General features: G+C 46.5%; 17 protein-coding genes. 13 read left to right on the top strand and 4 right to left on the bottom strand.

The features are described 5' to 3' along the window. The 8 genes from BSCG_RS01990 to BSCG_RS01955 all read left to right on the top strand — a co-directional run. On the top strand, positions 1–2635 hold a 2635-nt coding region (locus tag BSCG_RS01990; protein WP_032849851.1), incomplete at its 5' end, for a helicase-related protein. Between the two features lie 657 nt (positions 2636–3292). Continuing rightward, positions 3293–5218, top strand: a complete 1926-nt coding sequence (tet(Q), locus tag BSCG_RS01985; protein WP_004291466.1) for a tetracycline resistance ribosomal protection protein Tet(Q) — start codon at positions 3293–3295, stop codon at positions 5216–5218. Then, a complete protein-coding gene (locus BSCG_RS01980) occupies positions 5218–7536 on the top strand; it encodes an ATP-binding protein (RefSeq protein WP_004291467.1) in 2319 nt (772 codons plus the stop codon). Before tet(Q) ends, BSCG_RS01980 begins: the two co-directional genes overlap by 1 nt. Next, positions 7529–8851, top strand: coding sequence for a sigma-54-dependent transcriptional regulator (locus tag BSCG_RS01975; RefSeq protein ID WP_004291471.1), 1323 nt, complete (start codon positions 7529–7531; stop codon positions 8849–8851). Before BSCG_RS01980 ends, BSCG_RS01975 begins: the two co-directional genes overlap by 8 nt. 279 nt (positions 8852–9130) lie before the next feature. Further along, positions 9131–9553, top strand: coding sequence for a dihydrofolate reductase family protein (locus tag BSCG_RS01970; RefSeq protein ID WP_004291474.1), 423 nt, complete (start codon positions 9131–9133; stop codon positions 9551–9553). Between the two features lie 238 nt (positions 9554–9791). Then, on the top strand, positions 9792–10397 hold the full coding sequence (locus BSCG_RS01965; RefSeq protein WP_004304269.1) for an RteC domain-containing protein: 606 nt from the start codon (positions 9792–9794) through the stop codon (positions 10395–10397). Positions 10398–10698: 301 nt separating this feature from the next. Continuing rightward, positions 10699–11829, top strand: a complete 1131-nt coding sequence (locus tag BSCG_RS01960; protein WP_004291480.1) for an ATP-binding protein — start codon at positions 10699–10701, stop codon at positions 11827–11829. A gap of 16 nt (positions 11830–11845) precedes the next feature. After that, the gene (locus BSCG_RS01955; protein WP_008777432.1) at positions 11846–15100 is read left to right on the top strand and encodes a P-loop NTPase fold protein; all 3255 of its coding nucleotides are present in this window, start codon (positions 11846–11848) and stop codon (positions 15098–15100) included. A gap of 131 nt (positions 15101–15231) precedes the next feature. On the opposite strand, the gene mobC is transcribed toward BSCG_RS01955, so the two are convergent. From mobC to BSCG_RS30690, 4 genes are all read right to left on the bottom strand, one after another. Beyond that, positions 15232–17250: a conjugal transfer protein MobC gene (gene mobC, locus BSCG_RS01950; RefSeq protein ID WP_004291482.1), complete on the bottom strand. Its 2019-nt coding sequence runs from the start codon at positions 17248–17250 to the stop codon at positions 15232–15234. A 31-nt stretch (positions 17251–17281) separates the two neighbouring features. Beyond that, a complete protein-coding gene (gene mobB / locus BSCG_RS01945; RefSeq protein ID WP_004291483.1) occupies positions 17282–18529 on the bottom strand; it encodes a conjugal transfer protein MobB in 1248 nt (415 codons plus the stop codon). Beyond that, positions 18508–18936, bottom strand: coding sequence for a conjugal transfer protein MobA (gene mobA, locus BSCG_RS01940; protein WP_004291488.1), 429 nt, complete (start codon positions 18934–18936; stop codon positions 18508–18510). Before mobA ends, mobB begins: the two co-directional genes overlap by 22 nt. Positions 18937–19317: 381 nt before the next feature. Beyond that, positions 19318–19482, bottom strand: a complete 165-nt coding sequence (locus tag BSCG_RS30690; RefSeq protein ID WP_196029218.1) for a hypothetical protein — start codon at positions 19480–19482, stop codon at positions 19318–19320. Between BSCG_RS30690 and BSCG_RS0128045 the strand changes: the two genes are divergently transcribed. From BSCG_RS0128045 to BSCG_RS0128050, 5 genes are all read left to right on the top strand, one after another. After that, positions 19481–20407: a ParA family protein gene (locus tag BSCG_RS0128045; protein ID WP_005783105.1), complete on the top strand. Its 927-nt coding sequence runs from the start codon at positions 19481–19483 to the stop codon at positions 20405–20407. The two genes, BSCG_RS30690 and BSCG_RS0128045, sit on opposite strands and share 2 nt — an antisense overlap. A 2-nt stretch (positions 20408–20409) precedes the next feature. Further along, entirely contained in the window at positions 20410–20850 is a 441-nt protein-coding gene (locus BSCG_RS01935) for a DUF3408 domain-containing protein (protein WP_004291503.1), read from the top strand. 2 nt (positions 20851–20852) lie between these two features. Next, positions 20853–21206, top strand: coding sequence for a DUF3408 domain-containing protein (locus tag BSCG_RS01930; RefSeq protein ID WP_004291505.1), 354 nt, complete (start codon positions 20853–20855; stop codon positions 21204–21206). A 16-nt stretch (positions 21207–21222) separates the two neighbouring features. Next, a complete protein-coding gene (locus BSCG_RS01925) occupies positions 21223–21951 on the top strand; it encodes a hypothetical protein (protein WP_004304280.1) in 729 nt (242 codons plus the stop codon). Positions 21952–22152: 201 nt separating this feature from the next. Continuing rightward, positions 22153–22361: DUF4134 family protein (locus BSCG_RS0128050; protein WP_032849857.1), on the top strand; the 209-nt coding region annotated here is incomplete at its 3' end.

Here is a 22361-nt window from a genome sequence, read left to right on the forward strand (position 1 = left end):
AACCGGTAAGACGCTGATAATGTGCATCGCCGCGCATGAGATGAAGCGTCTGAATTTGGCACACAAGCCGATGATTATCGGGCTGAAAGCCAACGTTGCGGAGATTGCAGCCACCTATCAGGCGGCATATCCCAACGCACGTATTCTGTACGCTTCGGAGAAGGACTTTTCGACCGCCAACCGTGTGCGCTTCTTCAATAATATAAAGAACAACGACTACGATTGCGTCATCATGTCGCACGACCAGTTCGGCAAGATACCGCAGTCGCCGGAATTGCAGCAGCGCATCCTGCAAGCAGAGCTTGACACGGTGGAGGAAAACCTCGAAGTGCTACGGCAGCAGGGAAAGAACGTGTCGCGGGCGATGCTGAAAGGATTGGAGAAGCGCAAGCACAACCTTGAAGCGAAGCTGGAGAAGGTGGAACACGCCATAAAGTCACGCACGGACGACGTGGTGGATTTCAAGCAGATGGGCATCGACCACATCTTCATAGATGAGAGCCACCAGTTCAAGAATCTGACTTTCAACACGCGCCACGACCGTGTGGCGGGATTGGGAAACAGCGAGGGAAGCCAGAAGGCACTTAACATGCTCTTTGCCATACGCACCATACAGGAGCGCACAGGAAAAGACTTGGGTGCGACCTTCCTCTCCGGCACGACTATCAGCAACTCACTGACTGAATTGTACCTGCTGTTCAAGTACCTGCGCCCGAAGGAGCTGGAACGGCAGGACATAAGGTGTTTCGACGCTTGGGCGGCGATATTTGCCAAGAAGACGACGGATTTTGAATTTAACGTGACGAACAATGTGGTCCAGAAGGAGCGTTTCCGCTACTTCATCAAAGTGCCGGAGCTTGCCGCCTTCTATAATGAAATCACGGACTACCGCACGGCGGAGGATGTGGGCGTTGACCGTCCTGCCAAGAACGAGATACTGCACCATATACCGCCCACGCCGGAACAGGAGGACTTCATACAGAAACTGATGCAGTTCGCCAAGACGGGCGATGCCACCTTGTTGGGCAGGCTGCCGCTTTCGGAAACGGAAGAAAAGGCGAAGATGCTCATCGCCACGGACTATGCCCGGAAAATGGCACTCGACATGCGCATGATAGACCCGAATTACGAAGATCATCCCGACAACAAAGCGAGTCACTGTGCCAAGATGATCGCGGAGTATTATCAAAAATACGACGCCCAGAAAGGCACGCAGTTCGTTTTCTCTGATTTGGGGACATACCAGCCGGGCGACGGGTGGAACGTCTATTCGGAAATCAAGCGCAAACTGACGGAGGACTACGGTATACCGCCAAGCGAGGTGCGCTTCATTCAGGAGTGCAAGACCGACAAGGCGCGGAAGGCGGTGATAGACGCCATGAACGCCGGGACGGTGCGTGTGCTGTTCGGCTCTACCTCTATGCTCGGAACGGGTGTGAACGCCCAGAAACGGTGTGTGGCTATCCATCATCTCGATACGCCGTGGCGACCGTCCGACTTGCAACAGCGTGACGGACGCGGAGTTAGGGCAGGTAATGAGATTGCCAAACATTTCGCCGGGAACAACGTGGATGTAATCATCTACGCGGTGGAGAAGTCACTGGACAGCTACAAGTTCAACCTCCTGCACTGCAAGCAGACTTTCATAAGCCAGCTCAAAAGCGGTGCGATGGGTGCGCGTACCATCGACGAGGGGGCAATGGACGAAAAATCGGGCATGAATTTCTCGGAATACATGGCGTTGCTCTCCGGCAATACCGACCTGTTGGACAAGGCGAAACTGGAAAAGCGGATCGCATCGCTCGAAGGGGAACGCAAGTCGTTCAACAAGGGCAAGCGTGATTCGGAGTTCAAGCTGGAGTCAAAGACCGGCGAGTTGCGCAACAACACGGCTTTCATAGATGCCATGACGGAGGACTGGAACCGCTTCCTGTCGGTGGTGCAGACCGACAAGGAGGGCAACCGCCTTAATATAATAAAGGTGGACGGAGTGGATTCCGCCGATGAGAAGGTCATCGGAAAGCGTTTGCAGGAGATAGCCAAGAATGCCACGACCGGAGGGTTGTACACGCAGGTCGGTGAACTTTACGGTTTTCCGATAAAGGTGGTGAGCGAAAGGATACTCAAAGAGGGATTGGAGTTCACCGACAACCGCTTCGTGGTCGAGGGGAACTACAAGTACACCTACAACAACGGGCATCTGGCGATGGCTGACCCGTTGGCCGCCGCCCGCAACTTCCTCAACGCGATGGAGAGGATACCCTCCATCATCGACCAGTACAAGGCGAAGAACGAGGTGCTGGAGATGGAGATACCGCAGTTACAGGAGATAGCGGGTAAGGTGTGGAAGAAGGAGGACGAGCTGAAGCAGTTGAAGTCCGAACTTGCCGCCCTTGACCGAAAAATTCAGCTGGAGCTTGCGCCACCCACGCCCGAAGTCGCAGAAAAGGAGAATGAAGGGCAACAGCTCAAGCCGGAAGCGGAAGATGTGAGGAACAGGCAGGCGCAATATCCCGAAAATGCACCGCCGCAGATACGCAGTCCGGCGGATAGTATCGTTGCCAACCATGTCATAATCGGGCGTCCGGGACTGTATGCCAAGGAGGAAACCCGGTCCAAAGGATTGAAAATATAACCTAAGGAATTTTATCTGAAGTATTAATAAGGGCTATCCCAAAAGGTCTAAAAGTAAATTTTATCCTTTCTGCAAGTATCTATAGGATGGCAACTGCATTTTTTTCTTTTTGGGCAGCCCTTATTAAAATTTATTCTTATTTTAGGTTATATACATTCATGTCCATTTATGTAAAAAATTCCTGCTGACCTTGTTTATGTCTTGTCAGTCACCATTTGCAAAACCATATTTGACCCTCAAAGAGGCTGAATTTGATAAGTAACTTGCTACATACTCATAATAAGGAGCTAAATAGAACACGAATGGGAAATACACAAATGCTAAACTAAAGAAGATATTGGCCAAAATAAACGCTATACCGAGAGAGAAACTTGATTTTTCAACTTCCTAAAACGGTGTTGTTCAAACATTTCTACTTATTTGTACTTGCCAGTTGAACCTACGCTTCCCTAATAAAATGTCTATGGTAAAAAGTTAAAAAATCCTCCCACTTTTGTTAGATATATTTTTTTGTGTAATTTTGTAATCGTTATGCGGCAGTAATAATATACATATTAATACGAGTTAGTAATCCTGTAGTTCTCATATGCTACGAGGAGGTATTAAAAGGTGCGTTTCGACAATGCATCTACTGTAGTATATTATTGCTTAATCCAAATGAATATTATAAATTTAGGAATTCTTGCTCACATTGATGCAGGAAAAACTTCCGTAACCGAGAATCTGCTGTTTGCCAGTGGAGCAACGGAAAAGTGCGGCCGTGTGGATAATGGTGACACCATAACGGACTCTATGGATATAGAGAAACGTAGAGGAATTACTGTCCGGGCTTCTACGACATCTATTATCTGGAATGGAGTGAAATGCAATATCATTGACACTCCGGGACACATGGATTTTATTGCGGAAGTGGAGCGGACATTCAAAATGCTTGATGGAGCAGTCCTCATCTTATCCGCAAAGGAAGGCATACAAGCGCAGACAAAGTTGCTGTTCAGTACTTTACAAAAGCTGCAAATCCCGACAATTATATTTATCAATAAGATTGACCGTGCCGGTGTGAATTTGGAGCGTTTGTATATGGATATAAAAACAAATCTGTCGCAAGATGTCCTGTTTATGCAAACTGTTGTCGATGGATCGGTTTATCCGGTTTGCTCCCAAACATATATAAAGGAAGAATACAAAGAATTTGTATGCAACCATGACGACGATATATTAGAACGATATTTGGCGGATAGCGAAATTTCACCGGCTGATTATTGGAATACGATAATCGCTCTTGTGGCAAAAGCCAAAGTCTATCCGGTGCTACATGGATCAGCAATGTTCAATATCGGTATCAATGAGTTGTTGGACGCCATTTCTTCTTTTATACTTCCTCCGGCATCAGTCTCAAACAGACTTTCAGCTTATCTCTATAAGATAGAGCATGACCCCAAAGGGCATAAAAGAAGTTTTCTTAAAATAATTGACGGAAGTCTGAGACTTCGAGACGTTGTAAGAATCAACGATTCGGAAAAATTCATCAAGATTAAAAATCTAAAGACTATTTATCAGGGCAGAGAGATAAATGTTGATGAAGTGGGTGCCAATGATATCGCGATTGTAGAAGATATAGAAGATTTTCGAATCGGAGATTATTTAGGTGCTAAACCTTGTTTGATTCAAGGATTATCTCATCAGCATCCCGCTCTCAAATCCTCCGTCCGGCCAAATAAGCCCGAAGAGAGAAGCAAGGTGATATCCGCTCTGAATACATTGTGGATTGAAGACCCGTCTTTGTCCTTTTCCATAAACTCATATAGTGATGAATTGGAAATCTCGTTATATGGTTTGACCCAAAAGGAAATCATACAGACATTGCTGGAAGAACGATTTTCCGTAAAGGTCCATTTTGATGAGATCAAGACTATCTACAAAGAACGACCTATAAAAAAGGTCAATAAGATTATTCAGATCGAAGTACCACCCAACCCTTACTGGGCCACAATAGGGCTGACTCTTGAACCCTTACCGTTAGGGGCAGGGTTGCAAATCGAAAGTGACATCTCCTATGGTTATCTGAACCATTCTTTTCAAAATGCCGTTTTTGAAGGGATTCGTATGTCTTGCCAATCTGGTTTACATGGATGGGAAGTGACAGATCTGAAAGTAACTTTTACTCAAGCCGAGTATTATAGCCCGGTAAGTACACCTGCTGATTTCAGACAGCTGACCCCTTATGTCTTCAGGCTGGCTTTGCAACAGTCAGGTGTGGACATTCTCGAACCGATGCTCTGTTTTGAGTTGCAGATACCCCAAGTAGCGAGTTCCAAAGCTATTACAGATTTGCAAAAACTGATGTCTGAGATTGAAGACATCAGTTGTAATAATGAGTGGTGTCATATTAAAGGGAAAGTTCCATTAAATACAAGTAAAGACTATGCCTCAGAAGTAAGTTCGTACACTAAGGGCTTAGGCATTTTTATGGTTAAGCCATGTGGGTATCAAATAACAAAAGACGGTTATTCTGATAATATCCGCATGAACGAAAAAGATAAACTTTTATTCATGTTCCAAAAATCAATGTCATTAAAATAATGGAGCGGTCAGGAAATTTCTATAAGGCAATACGGTTGGGATATATACTTATCTCCATTCTTATCGGATGTATGGCATATAATAGCCTCTATGAATGGCAGGAGATAGAAGCATTAGAACTTGGCAATAAAAAAATAGACGAGCTCCGAAAAGAAATAAACAATATCAATATTCAAATGATAAAATTTTCTCTATTGGGTGAAACAATACTGGAATGGAACGATAAAGATATCGAGCATTACCATGCACGGCGTATGGCAATGGACAGTATGCTCTGCCGTTTCAAGGCCACCTATCCAGCAGAGCGCATCGATAGTGTGCGCAGTCTTTTAGAGGATAAGGAACGACAGATGTTCCAGATAGTCCGGTTAATGGATGAACAACAATCTATTAACAAGAAGATAGCCAATCAAATTCCGGTTATTGTACAGAAAAGTGTGCAGGAACAGTCCAAAAAGCCAAAACGAAAAGGTTTCTTAGGCATATTCGGCAAAAAAAAGGAAGTAACTCCAGCAGTATCAACCACTATCCTTCATTCGGTCAATAGAAACGTAATCAGCGAACAGAAAGTGCAGGATCGCCAATTGTCGGAACAAGCCGACAGCCTTGCAGCTCGTAATGCAGAACTTAACAGACAACTGCAAGAATTGATTTGCCAAATAGAAGAAAAGGTACAAACCGAACTGCAAAGCCGGGAAAACGAAATAGTTGCCATGCGTGAAAAGTCATTTATGCAAGTAGGCGGTTTAATGGGATTCGTTCTTCTATTGTTGTTAATTTCCTACATCATCATACATCGTGATGCAAAAAGCATTAAACAATACAAGCACAAGACAACTGATTTGATAAGGCAACTGGAACAATCCGTACAACGGAACGAGGCACTGATAACGTCAAGGAAGAAGGCGGTACATACTATCACCCATGAACTGCGCACACCGCTGACAGCAATAACAGGCTATGCCGGACTGATACGGAAAGAACAGTGTGAGGATAAGTCCGGGCAGTATATCCAAAACATACTGCAATCCTCCGACCGTATGCGGGATATGCTTAACACTTTGCTTGACTTCTTCCGCCTGGACAACGGCAAGGAACAGCCCCGTCTGTCACCCTGCCGGATTTCAGCAATCACGCACACACTTGAAACGGAGTTCATGCCTGTTGCCGTGAACAAAGGGCTGTCCTTGTCCGTGAAGACTGGACACGATGCCATTGTATTGACCGACAAAGAGCGAATAATACAAATCGGGAATAACCTGCTGTCAAACGCTGTCAAGTTCACAGAAGAAGGCGGTGTTTCTTTGATTACTGAATATGATAATGGAGTTCTGACACTGGTCGTTGAAGATACAGGTACAGGCATGACAGAAGAGGAACAGAAACAAGCGTTCGGTGCGTTTGAACGTCTATCAAATGCCGCCGCAAAGGAGGGTTTCGGGCTTGGGCTTGCCATAATGCGTAATATTGTGTCGATGCTTGGCGGAACAATCCGTTTAGACAGCAAGAAAGGGAAAGGCAGTCGTTTCACAGTTGAAATTTCTATGCAGGAAGCTGAAGAACAGCTTGGATATACAAGCAATACACCTGTTTATCATAACAATAAATTCCATGATGTTGTCGCCATTGACAATGATGAGGTATTACTTCTGATGCTGAAAGAGATGTATTCCCAAGAAGGAATACACTGCGACACTTGCACCGATGCTGCGGCACTGATGGAAATGATACGCCAGAAAGAATACAGCCTGTTGCTGACAGACTTGAATATGCCCGATATAAACGGTTTCGAATTGCTGGAACTGTTGCGTTCGTCCAACGTGGGCAATTCACCAACAATCCCGGTGGTTGTGGCAACCGCTTCGGGCAGTTGTAACAAAGGGGAACTATTGGCAAAAGGCTTTGCCGGATGCCTGTTCAAACCGTTCTCCATATCGGAACTGATGGAGGTTTCCGACAGGTGTGCCATAAAAGCGACACCGGACGGGAAACCGGACTTTTCCGCCTTATTGTCCTATGGCAATGAAGCCGTCATGCTGGAAAAGTTGATAACTGAAACAGAAAAGGAAATGCAGGCGGTACGGGATGCAGCAAAAGAAAAAGACCTGCAAAAGCTGGATTCCCTGATCCACCACCTGCGCAGTTCGTGGGAGGTGCTCCGTGCCGACCAACCGCTGAATGTACTTTACGGATTGCTTCGTGGCGATGCTCTCCCGGATGGTGAAGCGTTAAGCCATGCCGTGACTGCCGTGCTGGATAAGGGAGTGGAAATAATACGGTTGGCAGAAGAGGAAAGGAGAAAATACGAAGATGAATAAGACAAAAATAATTGTGGTGGAAGACAACATCGTGTATTGCGAATATGTCTGCAATATGCTGTCACGGGAGGGCTACCGCAATATGAAGGCTTACCACCTCTCAACCGCGAAGAAACATCTGCAACAGGCAACAGATAATGATATCGTGGTTGCCGACCTGCGTCTGCCTGACGGCAGTGGCATAGACCTTTTGTGCTGGATGCGAAAGGAGGGAAAGATGCAGCCCTTCATCATTATGACCGACTACGCCGAAGTTAATACCGCCGTGGAAAGCATGAAACTCGGCTCGATAGACTATATTCCCAAACAGCTTGTGGAGGATAAACTTGTCCCCCTGATCCGTTCCATACTGAAAGAACGTCAGGCAGGACAACGCCGTATGCCTATATTCGCCCGTGAAGGTTCCGCCTTTCAGAAAATCATGCACCGCATAAGGCTGGTAGCCGCCACCGATATGAGCGTGATGATATTTGGTGAGAACGGCACGGGCAAGGAGCATATTGCCCACCTGTTGCATGACAAGAGCAAACGTGCAGGCAAGCCATTTGTGGCGGTGGACTGCGGTTCACTCTCCAAAGAGCTTGCACCGTCGGCTTTCTTCGGACACGTCAAAGGTGCATTTACAGGTGCGGACAATGCCAAGAAAGGATATTTCCATGAGGCGGAAGGCGGCACGTTGTTTCTGGACGAGGTAGGAAACCTCGCGTTGGAAACCCAACAGATGTTGCTCCGTGCCATACAGGAGAGGCGGTATCGCCCGGTCGGAGACAAGGCAGACCGGAATTTCAATGTCCGCATCATCGCTGCTACCAATGAAGATTTGGAGGTATCGGTGAATGAAAAGCGTTTTCGGCAGGATCTTCTGTACCGCCTGCACGACTTCGGGATAACCGTTCCTCCGTTGCGTGACTGTCAAGAAGACATTATGCCGCTGGCAGAGTTCTTCCGTGATATGGCAAACAGAGAGCTGGAGTGTAGCGTGAGCGGGTTCAGTTCCGAAGCACGTAAAGCGTTGCTGACACACGCATGGCCGGGCAACGTGCGGGAACTTCGGCAGAAAGTTATGGGTGCTGTATTGCAGGCGCAGGAAGGTGTTGTCATGAAAGAGCATCTGGAACTTGCCGTGACGAAACCGACCTCTACTGTCAGCTTCGCCTTGCGCAATGACGCGGAGGATAAGGAGCGGATATTGCGTGCGTTGAAACAGGCAAACGGCAACCGGAGTGTCGCCGCAGAACTGCTCGGCATAGGCAGGACAACACTATACAGCAAACTTGAAGAGTATGGACTTAAATATAAATTCAAGCAATCATAGCCCGTAATTCACTGAATTTGGCTATCTTTGCATAACATTTGAGAAAAACGGCGATTGGCAGGAGCTTTTCGCCGCCAACATATAGGATAAGACCGCAAGGCGTTTCAAGCGAAAATCTGGTAAATTGGAACTACGGAGACGATTGCGTGATGCTTATGCTATGCTTACGCATAGCGTGCATTCACGTACTCTCCGTAAAGGCTTTACCAGAGCCATCGCTTGAAGGTAGTGTGAATTGCACGCTACTTTTTTACCCTTGCCTAACGAAAGGAAACGATTATGGGTAAAGTTCAGATTCTCGCCGTACTGACGATGGACGGATGTCTTTCTTCAGAGTTATATGATAAAGCACATCAGGATTTGTGCCTTGACCGTTGCGGTCTTGATGAAATCAGGAAGAAAGCCTTTTACCGTGTGACACCGGACTATTCCATTTCAATGCTGCACGAATGGAGAAAAGACTGCACAAACATCCGTTACCTCGCGGAAGCCACACCGGACACGGCAGACTATATAAACGGACTGCTGCGGATGCACGCTGTGGATGAAATCATACTATACACCGTTCCTTTCATATCCGGAAGCGGACGACATTTTTTTAAGTCGGCTCTGCCAGAGCAACACTGGACGCTTTCCTCTTTGAAAAGCTATCCCAACGGTGTATGTCGCATTATCTATATCCTTGATAAAAAAGCAAGATAGCCAAAATGTGCGGCAAGCATACATTTCTATTTTCAGGAATAGAATAAATGTTCCGATTACAAACAATTTAAGTCGGAGATAATTTGTCCTTGTGAAAAAATACTGAATTTTATACCTCTGAAATCCAGCACTTTGTAAAATTGAGTGTTGGATTTTTTATTTTCTGCCGCGTTTTTTGCCAATTATATTCATGTGCGCACGCAGAAAACAAAGTGTAATTTTCAAAATTGACAGAACCATGAATTATTTCTTGCTGGCGGAAACCGACTTTTTCCGCCTGATAAACGAAGCCGGCGACTGCAATATGGAAACGGCATACACGGCTTTCGCCACCCAAGTGATCGAACTGTGCAACGGCGGCATGGACATGAACCTTACCGTCATCGCGCTTGCCTACATCGAAATCGAGTTGCAGCACCATCCCGTACGTAATCTGTCAGAAGAAAAAAGAGAGATTGCCGCCTACGTCAGCAAGGCTCTGTCTTTCGTAAGAAAGATGCAGAAATTCCTTGCCACGCCCCAAGTGCCACCACTAATATCCGCCAACAACGCAACAGAAACCACCGCCAGCCTTCTTCAATGGACGGGCAATGCCATCGACCTCGTGGAACTTATCTACGGCATAGACGTGATGGGCTGCATCAACAACGGCAATATGCCGCTCAAACAGCTCGCCCCACTTCTCTATAAGATATTCGGGGTTGATTCTAAAGACTGCTACCGCTTCTACACTGATATCAAACGCCGGAAGAACGAAAGCCGCACCTATTTCATTGACAGGATGCAGGAAAAACTGAACGAGAGAATGTTGCGTGATGAGGAGTTGGAGCGGATGAGAAAATAAAAAAATATCCATTACATATGAGAAGACAGGAATACTCGTATCCTGTCTTTTTATTTTCATTTAATTATATATTAATTAGCACAATATATGTGAGTTTTTCATTCCTATAAGGACAAATTTCAGAAACGTATGTCTGGTAAATTATTGAGTCATCATAGTATGAACATATATCATTACTAAAAACAATGAAACAACTTCCATAAGATTGTGGTTGTAAAAATCGCCATTTAATAGCCCGTTTTTTTTGTAAAATTCGCCAATTAAAAAAATATGATTATCTTTGCATTATATTTTATAAGGTATGGAAACAGTAAATAGAATACTTCAAGAGAAGATTACAGCACGAATCGCGCCCAATAAAGCAGTACTGATTTTTGGTGCTCGCCGTGTTGGTAAAACGGTAATGATGCGTAAAATTGTGGACAACTATTCAGGTAGGACGATGATGCTCAACGGCGAAGACTACGACACATTAGCACTATTGGAGAATCGCTCAATAGCCAATTATCGGCATTTATTGGATGGTATTGATTTGCTGGCTATTGATGAGGCACAGAACATACCACAAATCGGTAGTATTCTGAAGTTGATAGTTGATGAAATACCGGGAATAAGTGTCTTGGCAAGTGGTTCTTCGTCATTCGATTTGCTGAATAAGACTGGTGAACCGTTGGTCGGCCGCAGTACGCAATTTCTCCTTACACCATTCTCGCAACGGGAAATCGCACAGACGGAAACGGCACTTGAAACCCGCCAGAACCTCGAAGCGCGCTTGATTTACGGTTCCTATCCCGAAGTAGTAATGATGGAGAACTATGAACGTAAAACAGACTACCTACGTGATATTGTCGGTGCATACCTGCTTAAAGATATCTTAGCAATTGACGGCTTAAAAAATTCGAGCAAGATGCGCGATCTACTGCGATTGATAGCTTTTCAGTTGGGCAGCGAAGTTTCTTACGAAGAGTTAGGTAAACAACTCGGCATGAGCAAGACGACCGTTGAAAAATACCTCGACCTATTGGAAAAGGTCTTCGTTATCTATCGTCTGGGGGCTTATTCGCGTAACCTACGCAAGGAGGTTACAAAAGCTGGCAAGTGGTACTTCTACGACAACGGCATTCGCAATGCCATTATCGGGGCTTTCTCACCGCTGGCCATTCGGCAGGATGTCGGTGCGCTGTGGGAGAACTACATCATCGGAGAGCGGCGCAAAGCGAACTTCAATGAGGGACTGCACAGGGAGTTCTATTTCTGGCGCACCTACGACAAACAGGAAATCGACCTGATTGAGGAGAGTGCCGACAGTCTTACCGCCTTGGAGTTCAAGTGGGGAAATAAAATGCCGGCCGCACCGAAAGCCTTCCAAGAAGCCTATCCCTATGCCGAGTTTCATGTGGTAAATCGGGAGAATTATTTGGAGTTCGTATAATCAATAAATTACGTATATGGAAACAAAACTACAATCCAAACAGCAATATCCGCGGTTTATCCAAAATAAACCGTGTGGTATTGACAAATTCGATGGAGGTTCGCAAGAAAGGTTGGCAAAAACTATTGCTCGCCATTTTTGTCAGAATGATTCATTGGATGAGGAATGTACTTTACCTCGAATTATCGGCATCGAAGATATTTGGGGATCTGGAAAATCCAACGTGGTTAAAATGTTGGAACGTGAATTATCAGACGACTATTACTTTTTTGAGTATGACGCATGGGGACATCAAGAGGACTTGCAACGCCGCTCTATATTGGAATTGCTTACAAGCAAACTTATTGATGATGGTATCCTATCTGGAAATGCAACAATAAAAGTCAAAGGTGGAGGTACGAAAACCGTATCATGGTCTGAAAAGCTGAAATATTTATTAGCCCGTAAAACGGAGACCGTAACCGAAAAATATCCCCTTATCAGTAATGGTATGGTTGCGGCATTTTTGGTTGCAGTTTTAACTCCGATATTTACATTTATTGCGTATGCAGTAAAACCTACACCCACAACATGGTGGTTTTCTTTATTGTCTATTATCATAGCTGCACTGCCAGTTCTTATTGCATTGTGCGTTTGGAAATGGGCATATAGCAAAGATCATAAATATGGATGGAGTTATATGTTAGCTATTTATCAAGATAAAGTCGAAAAGGACGTTTGCTATGAGACTTTGAGCGAAGACGAACCAACGGTTTACGAGTTCAAAACATGGATGCAAGACATTTCTGATTTTATCAAGGAAAAAGGACAACGTAAATTAGTCCTTGTTTTTGACAACATGGATCGTCTCCCCGCTGAAAAAGTAAAAGAATTATGGTCTTCTATCCATACGTTCTTCGCCGATAGCGGTTTTGAAAATGTTTGGGCTGTTATTCCTTTCGATGAAACACATTTAGCTTGTGCATTCGGAGATGAGACCGACGAACAAACGAAACAACTGACCAAGTATTTTATCAATAAAACTTTCCCTATTGTTTATCGTGTTGCTCCTCCTGTTATTACCGACTATCGAAGTATATTCAACAAACTGTTTGTTGAAGCATTTGGAGAAACAGAAAATGAAGCGAAAGAAACTATAAATCGGATATTCAGATTGGTAAATCCTAATGCCAATGTTAGGGAAATTATATCATATATCAATGAGATGGTCGCTCTTAAACAAGAGTGGTGTAACGAAATTTTGATGATAAACATAGCATTGTTCTGTTTGAAGAAGACGGATATTCTGGCAAATCCAGTAGAACAAATATTGTCCGGCGACTATCTGAATGGCATTCAAACAATAATTAACAATGATCTGCAAACACAACGCGAAATTGCAGCTTTGGTATATGGTGTCGATGTTGAAGATGCTCGACAAATTCCATTGAAAAAATATATTGAAGGCTGCATCAACGGAGAAGAAGACCACGACATAAATCAATATGCAGAGACTAATAAACAATTTGACACTGTATTAGAAGAAGTTATACAATGTATGGACAATGCGCTTATCGATAAGATTATACATTGTTTGCATAAATTAACTCGAAAGAGCGATGTTATTCTGCGTGTATGGCAAAGAATAGCACAATTGAAATTAAAAGAATCCATAGAGAAGCAGGTGTTCCCTGTCGAATACCAAGAACTGCTGTTGCATTTAGACACGGAAAGCCAAAACCATGTGATTGCTCAATTATATAAGAAGATAGTTCGGTTCAATGACTTCAATGGCGGCGACTATTTCAAAACGTTAGATGCAATAGACAGGTTTATTGCGCAAAATAAGTTGGCGTGCGATTTTACGTCATTGATTGAAGCAAAAACAGTCAAGCCAAATACATTTATCGATTATATTCAAGCTGCAAATGCAACAGATGCTGCCTATCGGGATAACGCGACAACTAAAGCATATAAATATTATCAAGTAGCAACAAATTCGGAGGCGCTCGATAATTATTTGGCAAACTTACTACCCGATAATTTCGACCATGCAGATATTGTAAAAACGTTAAAAGATAATTCTACCTATACGTTTCCAACGCTTTTGCAAGCGATCACGAATTGCATTGATGAACAGAATGTAAATAAAGATAATATAGGGGCTATATTTACAACCTATCGTTTATTGGCATCTGACGAAGAAAGACCTTTACCTGTAACGTTAGATTCAACCTACATAAATCAGTTGCATTCTGAATTAGAAACTGATGGCCGAAACATTAAAGAGTCTGGATATTACGATTTAGTCGCCATGCAATTGGCACATGGTCATTCCGTTTCCTTAATAGAGGGTGGAGATATAAAATATGTTGCAGAACTCATGGACTATTATGTGGATCATGGAGACTTATTAGTAAATAGTGTGGGATGGAATATACCGCTATTAAATGAAACACTACAATACATGGTAAATCATAAACTTGGCTATAAATTATTGCTCTCAGACATATTGCCCCAATTTGAAGATATTAAGAACAGAATAGGTGTAACGGATGAGGTATTTATCGAGCATTTAGCAGAGTGGAATACCGATTTGGATAAGTATATCACTAAGAACAATATTAAAGATGTAATTCCTGACGCATCTTTTTACGATTTGACCACTAAAATAAGCAATGTCCTGACCGATCATATCAATAAAATAGCGTTCGAAGCGTTGTCTGAAATAAGTGTTGATACATTATACGCCCAAAGAACAGCACATACATCATATTATTGGTTTGTCGCAATAAAACATTTACTGGCTAAAATCAAATCCTTGCCAGATAACTTGACTGAATTTGGCAAAAAGATTCTGATGGATATTGCTTCTGGAACTCAAAGTTTGAATCCTTTCCCTAATTGTTTCAAGAATATAGTTGAAAGATTGGATAAACGAAAAATTAAATCGACAGTTACCGATATAAGAAATGATTTCTGCATCGGTAAAAAGACTATCAATGCAATAAAGTTTCAATTTTTCGAAACATGGCTTAGATCGCATGGTAATTTGAAAAGTCAAGCTGGAGACGTTATTGATAAAATAGTGAAACCTGTAATTTCCGATGGGGCATGCCGTTCATTGATTCTGCAAAACAAAGATTTTTATATGGATTTAATAAATACAGCAGGGGATGATGCTTATGAATTGAAAAAGAGTCTCCGAAACCTCATACAAAAAGATTCAGATCCGCAATTGGTTAAATTTGTCAATTCGATAGATTCAGTACCTGAGGTTGAAACCGCGTAAGTATTTGTCTAACAAGTCCGAATTTTACGATTTTACCCGTCAGAACTGAAGTGCCCCCCAAAAAAATTGTATCCAACTTTTGGGGGTCACTTCAAACTTCGATAGGGATAATTTTCAATTTTGGGGACTTGTTAGACAGTCTCATTATCTGGTAGCAGTTTACACAGCACCGGATCGTTTTTGATACGCTCCAGTTCCTCCTGCACAATCTGCTTCACCTCTTCCTTGATGCGCCGGTAGTTCGCCTGCACCGTTTCCTTCATGCGGTCGTTGCCGTCCTCGTCCGTGAAGTTTGTAATGACGGGAATTTTCTTGTAGGCACTTTCTTCCCGTTTCACCTTTTCGGCATCCACCACAATCTCGCAATGAAAAATCTTCTGCTCGATACGCTCGTTGAAGTTGTCGGATACAGAACCGACAAACATTCCCTGCGTAAGCCCGGAAATCTTACTCGGTGGAATGAGCGCGTCCATCTGCGTGTTGATGGAGGTGGAAACATCCTGCCGGTTGATGGAGATGGACTGCCGTTTCTGCAACACCTTACCGAACCGCTCGGAGAGCGTCTTGGCTGTTTCCCCCACCACCTGACCGGAGAAAATATTGCCGACAGTGTTCATCACCACTTTCGCCTCTTTGTCCCCGTAGTCACGCACTAACTGGCTGAAATCCTGAAAGCCCAGACACACGGCAACCTTGTTGCTTCGGGCGGTAGCTATAAGATTGTCCAACCCTTTGAAGTATATTGTGGGCAACTCGTCGATGATGACCGATGACTTCAGCATCCCCTTCTTGTTGATGAGCTTCACGATACGGGAATTATACAGACCGAGTGCCGCACCGTAGATATTCTGACGGTCGGGATTGTTACCCACGCAGAGGATTTTCGGCTCTTCGGGATTGTTGATGTCCAGCGTAAACTCGCTGTCTGACATCACCCAGTAGAGCTGCGGTGAAATCATCCTCGAAAGCGGGATTTTTGCCGACGCTATCTGACCCATGAGCTGCTCCGCAGCCCCTCCAAGCCACGCATCCATGAACGGCGAAAGGTAGTTCTCCAGCTCCGGATAAGAGGTCAGTATCGGAAATATATCCTCGTAACGGCGGTTCAGAAACTCGATAGCATGGGGAAACGTGCAAAACTTCCCGTTCTGATAGATTTTGAGATACCAGATAATACTGGCAAACAGAATGATAGGTGACTCCACGAAGAAGTCGCCCTGCTTTTGCACCCACGTTTTATTGAGGTTGAGCATTATTGTGTAGGCACTCTCATAGGCATCCGTAATATCTTCCATAAAATCCGGGTGAATGGGATTGCACCGATGAGAGCGTCGCGGGTCGTCGAAGTTGATCACATAGAACTTCGGCTTTACCTTGTAGCCGTCCGGGTGGTTCAGCAAATGGTTGTAGGCAATAGTAGATAGGTCGGGATACTTGAAATCGTAGATGTATTGACTAAAGCCCTTTTCAATCTGTTGCTTGATAAAATTGTTTACCACGGCATAGGACTTGCCGCTGCCCGGCGTACCCAACACGATGGACGCACGGAAGGGATTAACTACATTGATCCAACCGTTGTTCCAGCGTTTCCTGTAATAGAAACGTGTCGGCAGATTGACCGAATACTCGCTTTCGATAAGCCTCGTTTCCTGCATGAAACTCTCGTTCTCGTTGTTGAAAACATCCTCCATCAAATTGTGTTTCAACAGGCGGCTCATCCACAGACCACCCATCAACAGGCAGACATAGCCCGTTCCAATGGTAAGGACATACAGTCCCGTCACCGCTTCAAGCGGCAGCGGCAGGGGCAGCAACCACCAGTTCAGGAAAAACAGCACGAACCCGACGGCAAATGCTGTCCAGATTCTCCCCCAAGTGATTTTCTCACCCTTGACACCCTTCGTACCCAGACAGGACAAGGCAAGCAAAAGGACGGAAAACAGCTTCGTGTAGAGAATGGAATGGAACAGCCCCGCCGTGCGGTCGAAGTTCAGAAGGATTTTGTCCACCACGCCGATGTTCACGCCCCACAGCCGGATGGCTTCGTAGCAGAACCAGTACACGTTCATGACCACTAAAATGATACTCACGGCACGCAGAAAATCCATGATTTTCGCCAATGCCCTCAAATCGTCTTCTTGTTGTGACATACATTGATTTTTTTAATTGTTGATACTCTGATTACATACCCAAGCCCTTGCGTTTTTTCTTCTTTTTGCGCTTCATCGCCCGGATGAAAGCCTCTTCCTCGGCATCTACCGCCGGACCTTCGGGAGTGAGCAAGCCCATACCGCCCGATATATCTTCACTGTCGTAGGCGGTCTGCCCGTGTGCCTTGTCCGCAGCATCCACAGGGATGGATAGCGGTATCGGCGGTTGTCCGGCGTATGGCAGGGTGAAGTGTTCCTGCAAGGCATTCGCCGAAAGCTCCTTACCCATGCGCGAACCGTTCAGCACGCATCCCGTGCGGTGGTCGATGAAGGTAGCCCCATAGATGCGCCCTTCCTCTGTGTAGCGCAGTACGGTGTCGATGCCCTTCTCTTTGAGTTGGGATACAAATTTGTCCTTGTCATAAGTGCCTTGCAGCACGGAAAGGACGGTGCGTTTCGTCATGTCTGCCAGTTTCCTATCCTTGATTTCCGATTTGGAACGGACAAACTTCTTCTGTACGGCTTCATAGCCTGCGGACTTCCCGAAAAGCGAGGATTTGAACGGGTTGCCCACCTTGTTACCCTTGTCGTCCGTGACGGAATAGACCAGCCCGTGATACTCCCGTCCGCGCACGTTGCCCCTCGCTTCCTCCACCGTCATATTATATAAGGAAAGGAGCGCACGGTATTCGCCCATCGTCTGGAAACGGTACTGCCCATTCAGAGCCTTCACGGTGTTGCCTACCTGCTTCTTCACATCACCTGCCGATGCGGCCACCTTGCGCAACGGATTATCCAATCTCTGATTTTTACGTTCTGCCGGATGCAATCCGTACTTCTGTTCCAGTTCCCTGCGGATACGGTCGCTGCGGCGGTAGAGAAAATCCCGGTTGAGCCTTTTCCCGTTCTCGTCCACGTTGACCGTCACGATGTGCAGGTGGTGGCGGTCGATGTCCTCGTGCTTGAATACAAGATAAGGCTGGTTTCCGAAACCGAGTTTTTCCAGATACTCGCGGGCGATATTCTGCAACTCAATATCGGTCAGCACATCCTCCGGGTGCGGGTTGAGAGAGATATGCACCACCGGCTTCTCGATCTTCATCTGCGGTGGCAGGAAGGTGAGAAAACCCTCCATCGCCTTGCCTATGTCCACCGTTCCCGAACCGTCATTGTAGATGCGGTTGGTGGTGAGAAGCCGCCCCTGCGCCTCGTTAATCTTCTCCCCGTTGTAGGCAATCGCGCCGTACAACGAACTTCCTACACTGATTTTTGCGACCATTTTGCCTCCATTTCCCTTGAAAGTTCCACAATCCGGCGGCTCAGTTTCACGAGTTCGACGGTGTGTTGCTCTAATTTGTAGAGCAACGCCATCGCCTTTTTCTCTGAAAAATGCAGCCTCAGTTCCTTCACGACTTGGTTGTAATTCGTACCCACGGCACGGAATTGTGCATGAAAATCCGACAGTTTGGTGTAATAGTCCACCAACGTCTTGTCCACCTTCAGCACCTTGAACGGTTGCCCGAAGAAGTGCGCTTTGAGGAAAACAGACCGTGCATAGACACCCGATTTTCCGAACATGGCGAGGAAACGGTTGTGTTCCTCCTCGTTGAAACGGACGGTGTACCGGTACACCGCCGGATCAAGTTTGGGATTTCTCCCTGATTTGCTTTTCCTTTTCTCTTTCATATTACTTTGGATTTAGCGGATTGACGGCATAAGCCGCCGCTTCGGATTACAGCACCGCAGTTCTGAAAGGCTTCCCGACTTCGGAGGGAAAGCCCGCCCCCTGCAAGGGCAAGTGCTTTTCGTGGCTGCTCAAAATATTTTGAGCGGCTGAAAAGACATCTTGCTATGTTCAGGTGAACATAAAAATCCGTCAGGGGACGGATTGGGAAAATACCTTTCAGGACTCCGGGCCGCGCGTCATCGGCGAACCCTGCTGTCCGGGTGCAAAGTTACGCCCTTAAAGCGGTATCGGACAGATGCTTGACCCGGTCAATGACTGCCAACCGGCGCAACGTGCCGCCACTTGCCGGAGAAGTGATACAGGTTCCAAAATATACTTGTTTATTTGCAGCATGATTCAAGAAACGAACGATTTGAAGATATGATAAACGGAACATTCAAATACCCGGAAATCCGCTTCTTCGGATACTTGCCGAAACGGATACCCGAACCGTCGGAAACCCGGTTCTCCGACAATTCGGTGACGTATGGATTCAATGACTTCATGACGCAATGTCGTCAATCACCATTTGTCCGACGCACCGCTTCACCACAGAACCGGATACGCGACGACCCGCCTGCGTGTGTAGTCACGGAAGCGGATGGTGCGACAGCCAAATCCGTATGGAAACAGAAAAACAAATCATCAACAATTAAAATAAATGGAACTATGAGTAAGGAAATCTTCGTTGCATTCGCAACACAGAAAGGTGGCATCGGCAAATCCACTGTCACGGCACTTGCCGCCAGCTACCTGCACAACGTGAAAGGCTACAATGTCGCCGTCGTGGACTGCGACGACCCGCAGCACAGCATCCACGGGCTGCGCGAACACGAAATGGGGCTTATCGACAGCAGCACCTACTTCAAGGCTCTCGCTTGCGACCATTTCCGCCGGATCAAAAAGAACGCCTACACCATCGTCAAAAGCAATGCGGTGAACGCCCTCGACGATGCCGAGAGGATGATTGCCACTGAGGACGTGAAACCCGACGTGGTGTTCTTCGACATGCCCGGCACACTCCGAAGCAACGGCGTGATAAAGACGCTCTCGCAGATGGACTACATTTTCACTCCGCTGAGTGCCGACCGCTTTGTCGTGGAGAGTACCCTGAAATTCGTCACGATGTTCCGCGACAGGCTGATGACTACCGGACAGGCGAAAACAAAGGGGCTGCATCTGTTCTGGACGATGGTGGACGGCAGGGAGAGGAACGACTTGTACGGCATCTACGAGGAAGTGATAGCCGAAATGGGCTTTCCGGTACTTTCCACCCGCTTGCCCGACAGCAAGAAGTTCCGCCGTGACCTTTCGGAAGAGCGCAAGAGCGTTTTCCGCTCCACCATCTTCCCGATGGACACGGCACTGCTGAAAGGGAGTGGCATCCGGGAGTTTTCCGAAGAGATAAGCGACATCATCAGACCGCAGTGAGCATGGGCAGCAGGAAAGTGAACACGGAAGGCATCGACGAGGAACTGCTGTTAGCCTCCATCGGGCGGCGCACACAGGACGGGACACTGCGCCCCGCACAGGAAGTACCCGCAGCTGCACCGACCGAAGAGGACACCGCCGCACCGGAACCATCTCCTGTGCAACCCGTAACACGGGAAAAAGCGCAGAGGGAAAGTGGACGCCGGAAAAGGCAGGACGAGGACTACAACGAGCTATTCCTGCGCCGCAACGAGATAAAGACCCGCCAATGTGTCTATATCAGCCGTGACGTCCACGGCAAGATCCTCAGAATCGTGAACGACATCGCCGGAGGGGAAATCTCAGTAGGCGGATATGTGGATACCGTGCTGCGCCAGCATCTGGAACAGCACAAGGAGAGAATCAACGAACTGTACAAGAAACAACGTGAAGATCTGATTTGAAAATGGAAAAAGAAATGACACCGAATGAAAAAAGACCACAGCAAGACTGCGGAGGTATGTTTACCCAAGTGCAGGCGAGTGTGGAAATACTGTCGCCTGTCCCGGTAAGCGGCAAATGCAGTGAGAAGGACTATGAACGCCTGTTCATCCGCGACCCGGAAGTAAAGGCACGTGAGGGGAAGATGGCGTATGTGCGCCCGGAGTACCACGAGCGTATCATGCGTATCACCCGTGTAATCGGGCATGACCGGCTTACGCTGTCCGCTTACATCGACCATGTGCTGACGCACCACTTCAACCAGTGCGAAGATGCGATAAAGAGCCTTTATGCCCGAAATTACAATTCAGTATTCTAACCAAAAACGGAAGGATATGAATTACACAATCAGCATGACAGACATTCTGCTGGCGGTATCGGTCGGCTGCAACCTCTGGTTCCTGTTCCTGCTCCTTTACGAGCGCATCATGGACACGCGGATTGTCCGCTTCTTCAAGGGCATTGTCGGATTATGGCGGTCACTGGACGGGAATGAGGCTAAACGCATAGCGGCACACGAGGAAGTCCCTGCGGAAAAGGCGGACATCATCGGCAAGAGCCGTTTCAGGATGGCATCCACCCGGACAACCGCTGCCATACCGACGCAAGAAGCCGCCACTATTGAAAAAGGCATTGAGCTGTCGGAGGAAGAGGCTACTTTTGACGACGGAAAAACGGGAAACGCATCCCGCCCGGCACAAGTCCCGGAGGAAAAACTCGATGAGACCTTCACGAGCATACCGCCGGAGGAACTGGGATACGGGGACGACGAACCGGAAGAGGACGCCTCGGACACGCCACGGGCTTCGGGCAGCAGCTTTGACGAGATTGACGACGCCTGCAAGACCGCCAAAAACCCGGACGCGACACAGGCGGAACGTGAAAAGGCGGCTAAGGTGTTCACCGACATGGAGGGCACGGAGTTGTACGAGAAAATGATGGAAGGCTCTTCGGAGATAGGCATCCGCATCAAGGGGCTTATCGAGATTCGGCTGAAGAAATCTGAAAAGGAGTTCGTCGTGCCGGACAACATCGAGGAGTTCGACATTCGCAACTATGTATGACAACAATAAAAGAAATGAACATGAAAGAATGACATCAACCCACGCGGCGAGGAAACGCAAGGCGCATCCCCATCCGCAACGGACACGCCCACGTCCGTGGAAACAAACGGGCATCCACTAAAACCAAAGTAAAGAAACAAAGTATCAACCGCCCGACAAAGGACCATCCACCCTTTTGACGGCAAAAAACAAGAACAGTTTATGAACAAGAACATCTTGAAAAACAGAAAAGCAATCCTCTCCGCGGCACTTGTCATCGCCGCAACCGCCTCCGCTTTCGCGCAGGGAAACGGCATCGCGGGCATCAACGAAGCCACCTCTATGGTGAGTTCTTATTTCGACCCCGGAACTAAACTGATATACGCCATCGGTGCAGTCGTCGGGCTTATCGGGGGCGTAAAAGTGTACGG

The sequence above is a fragment of the Bacteroides sp. 2_2_4 genome, assembly GCF_000157055.1.
Classification (GTDB): Bacteria; Bacteroidota; Bacteroidia; order Bacteroidales; family Bacteroidaceae; genus Bacteroides; species Bacteroides ovatus.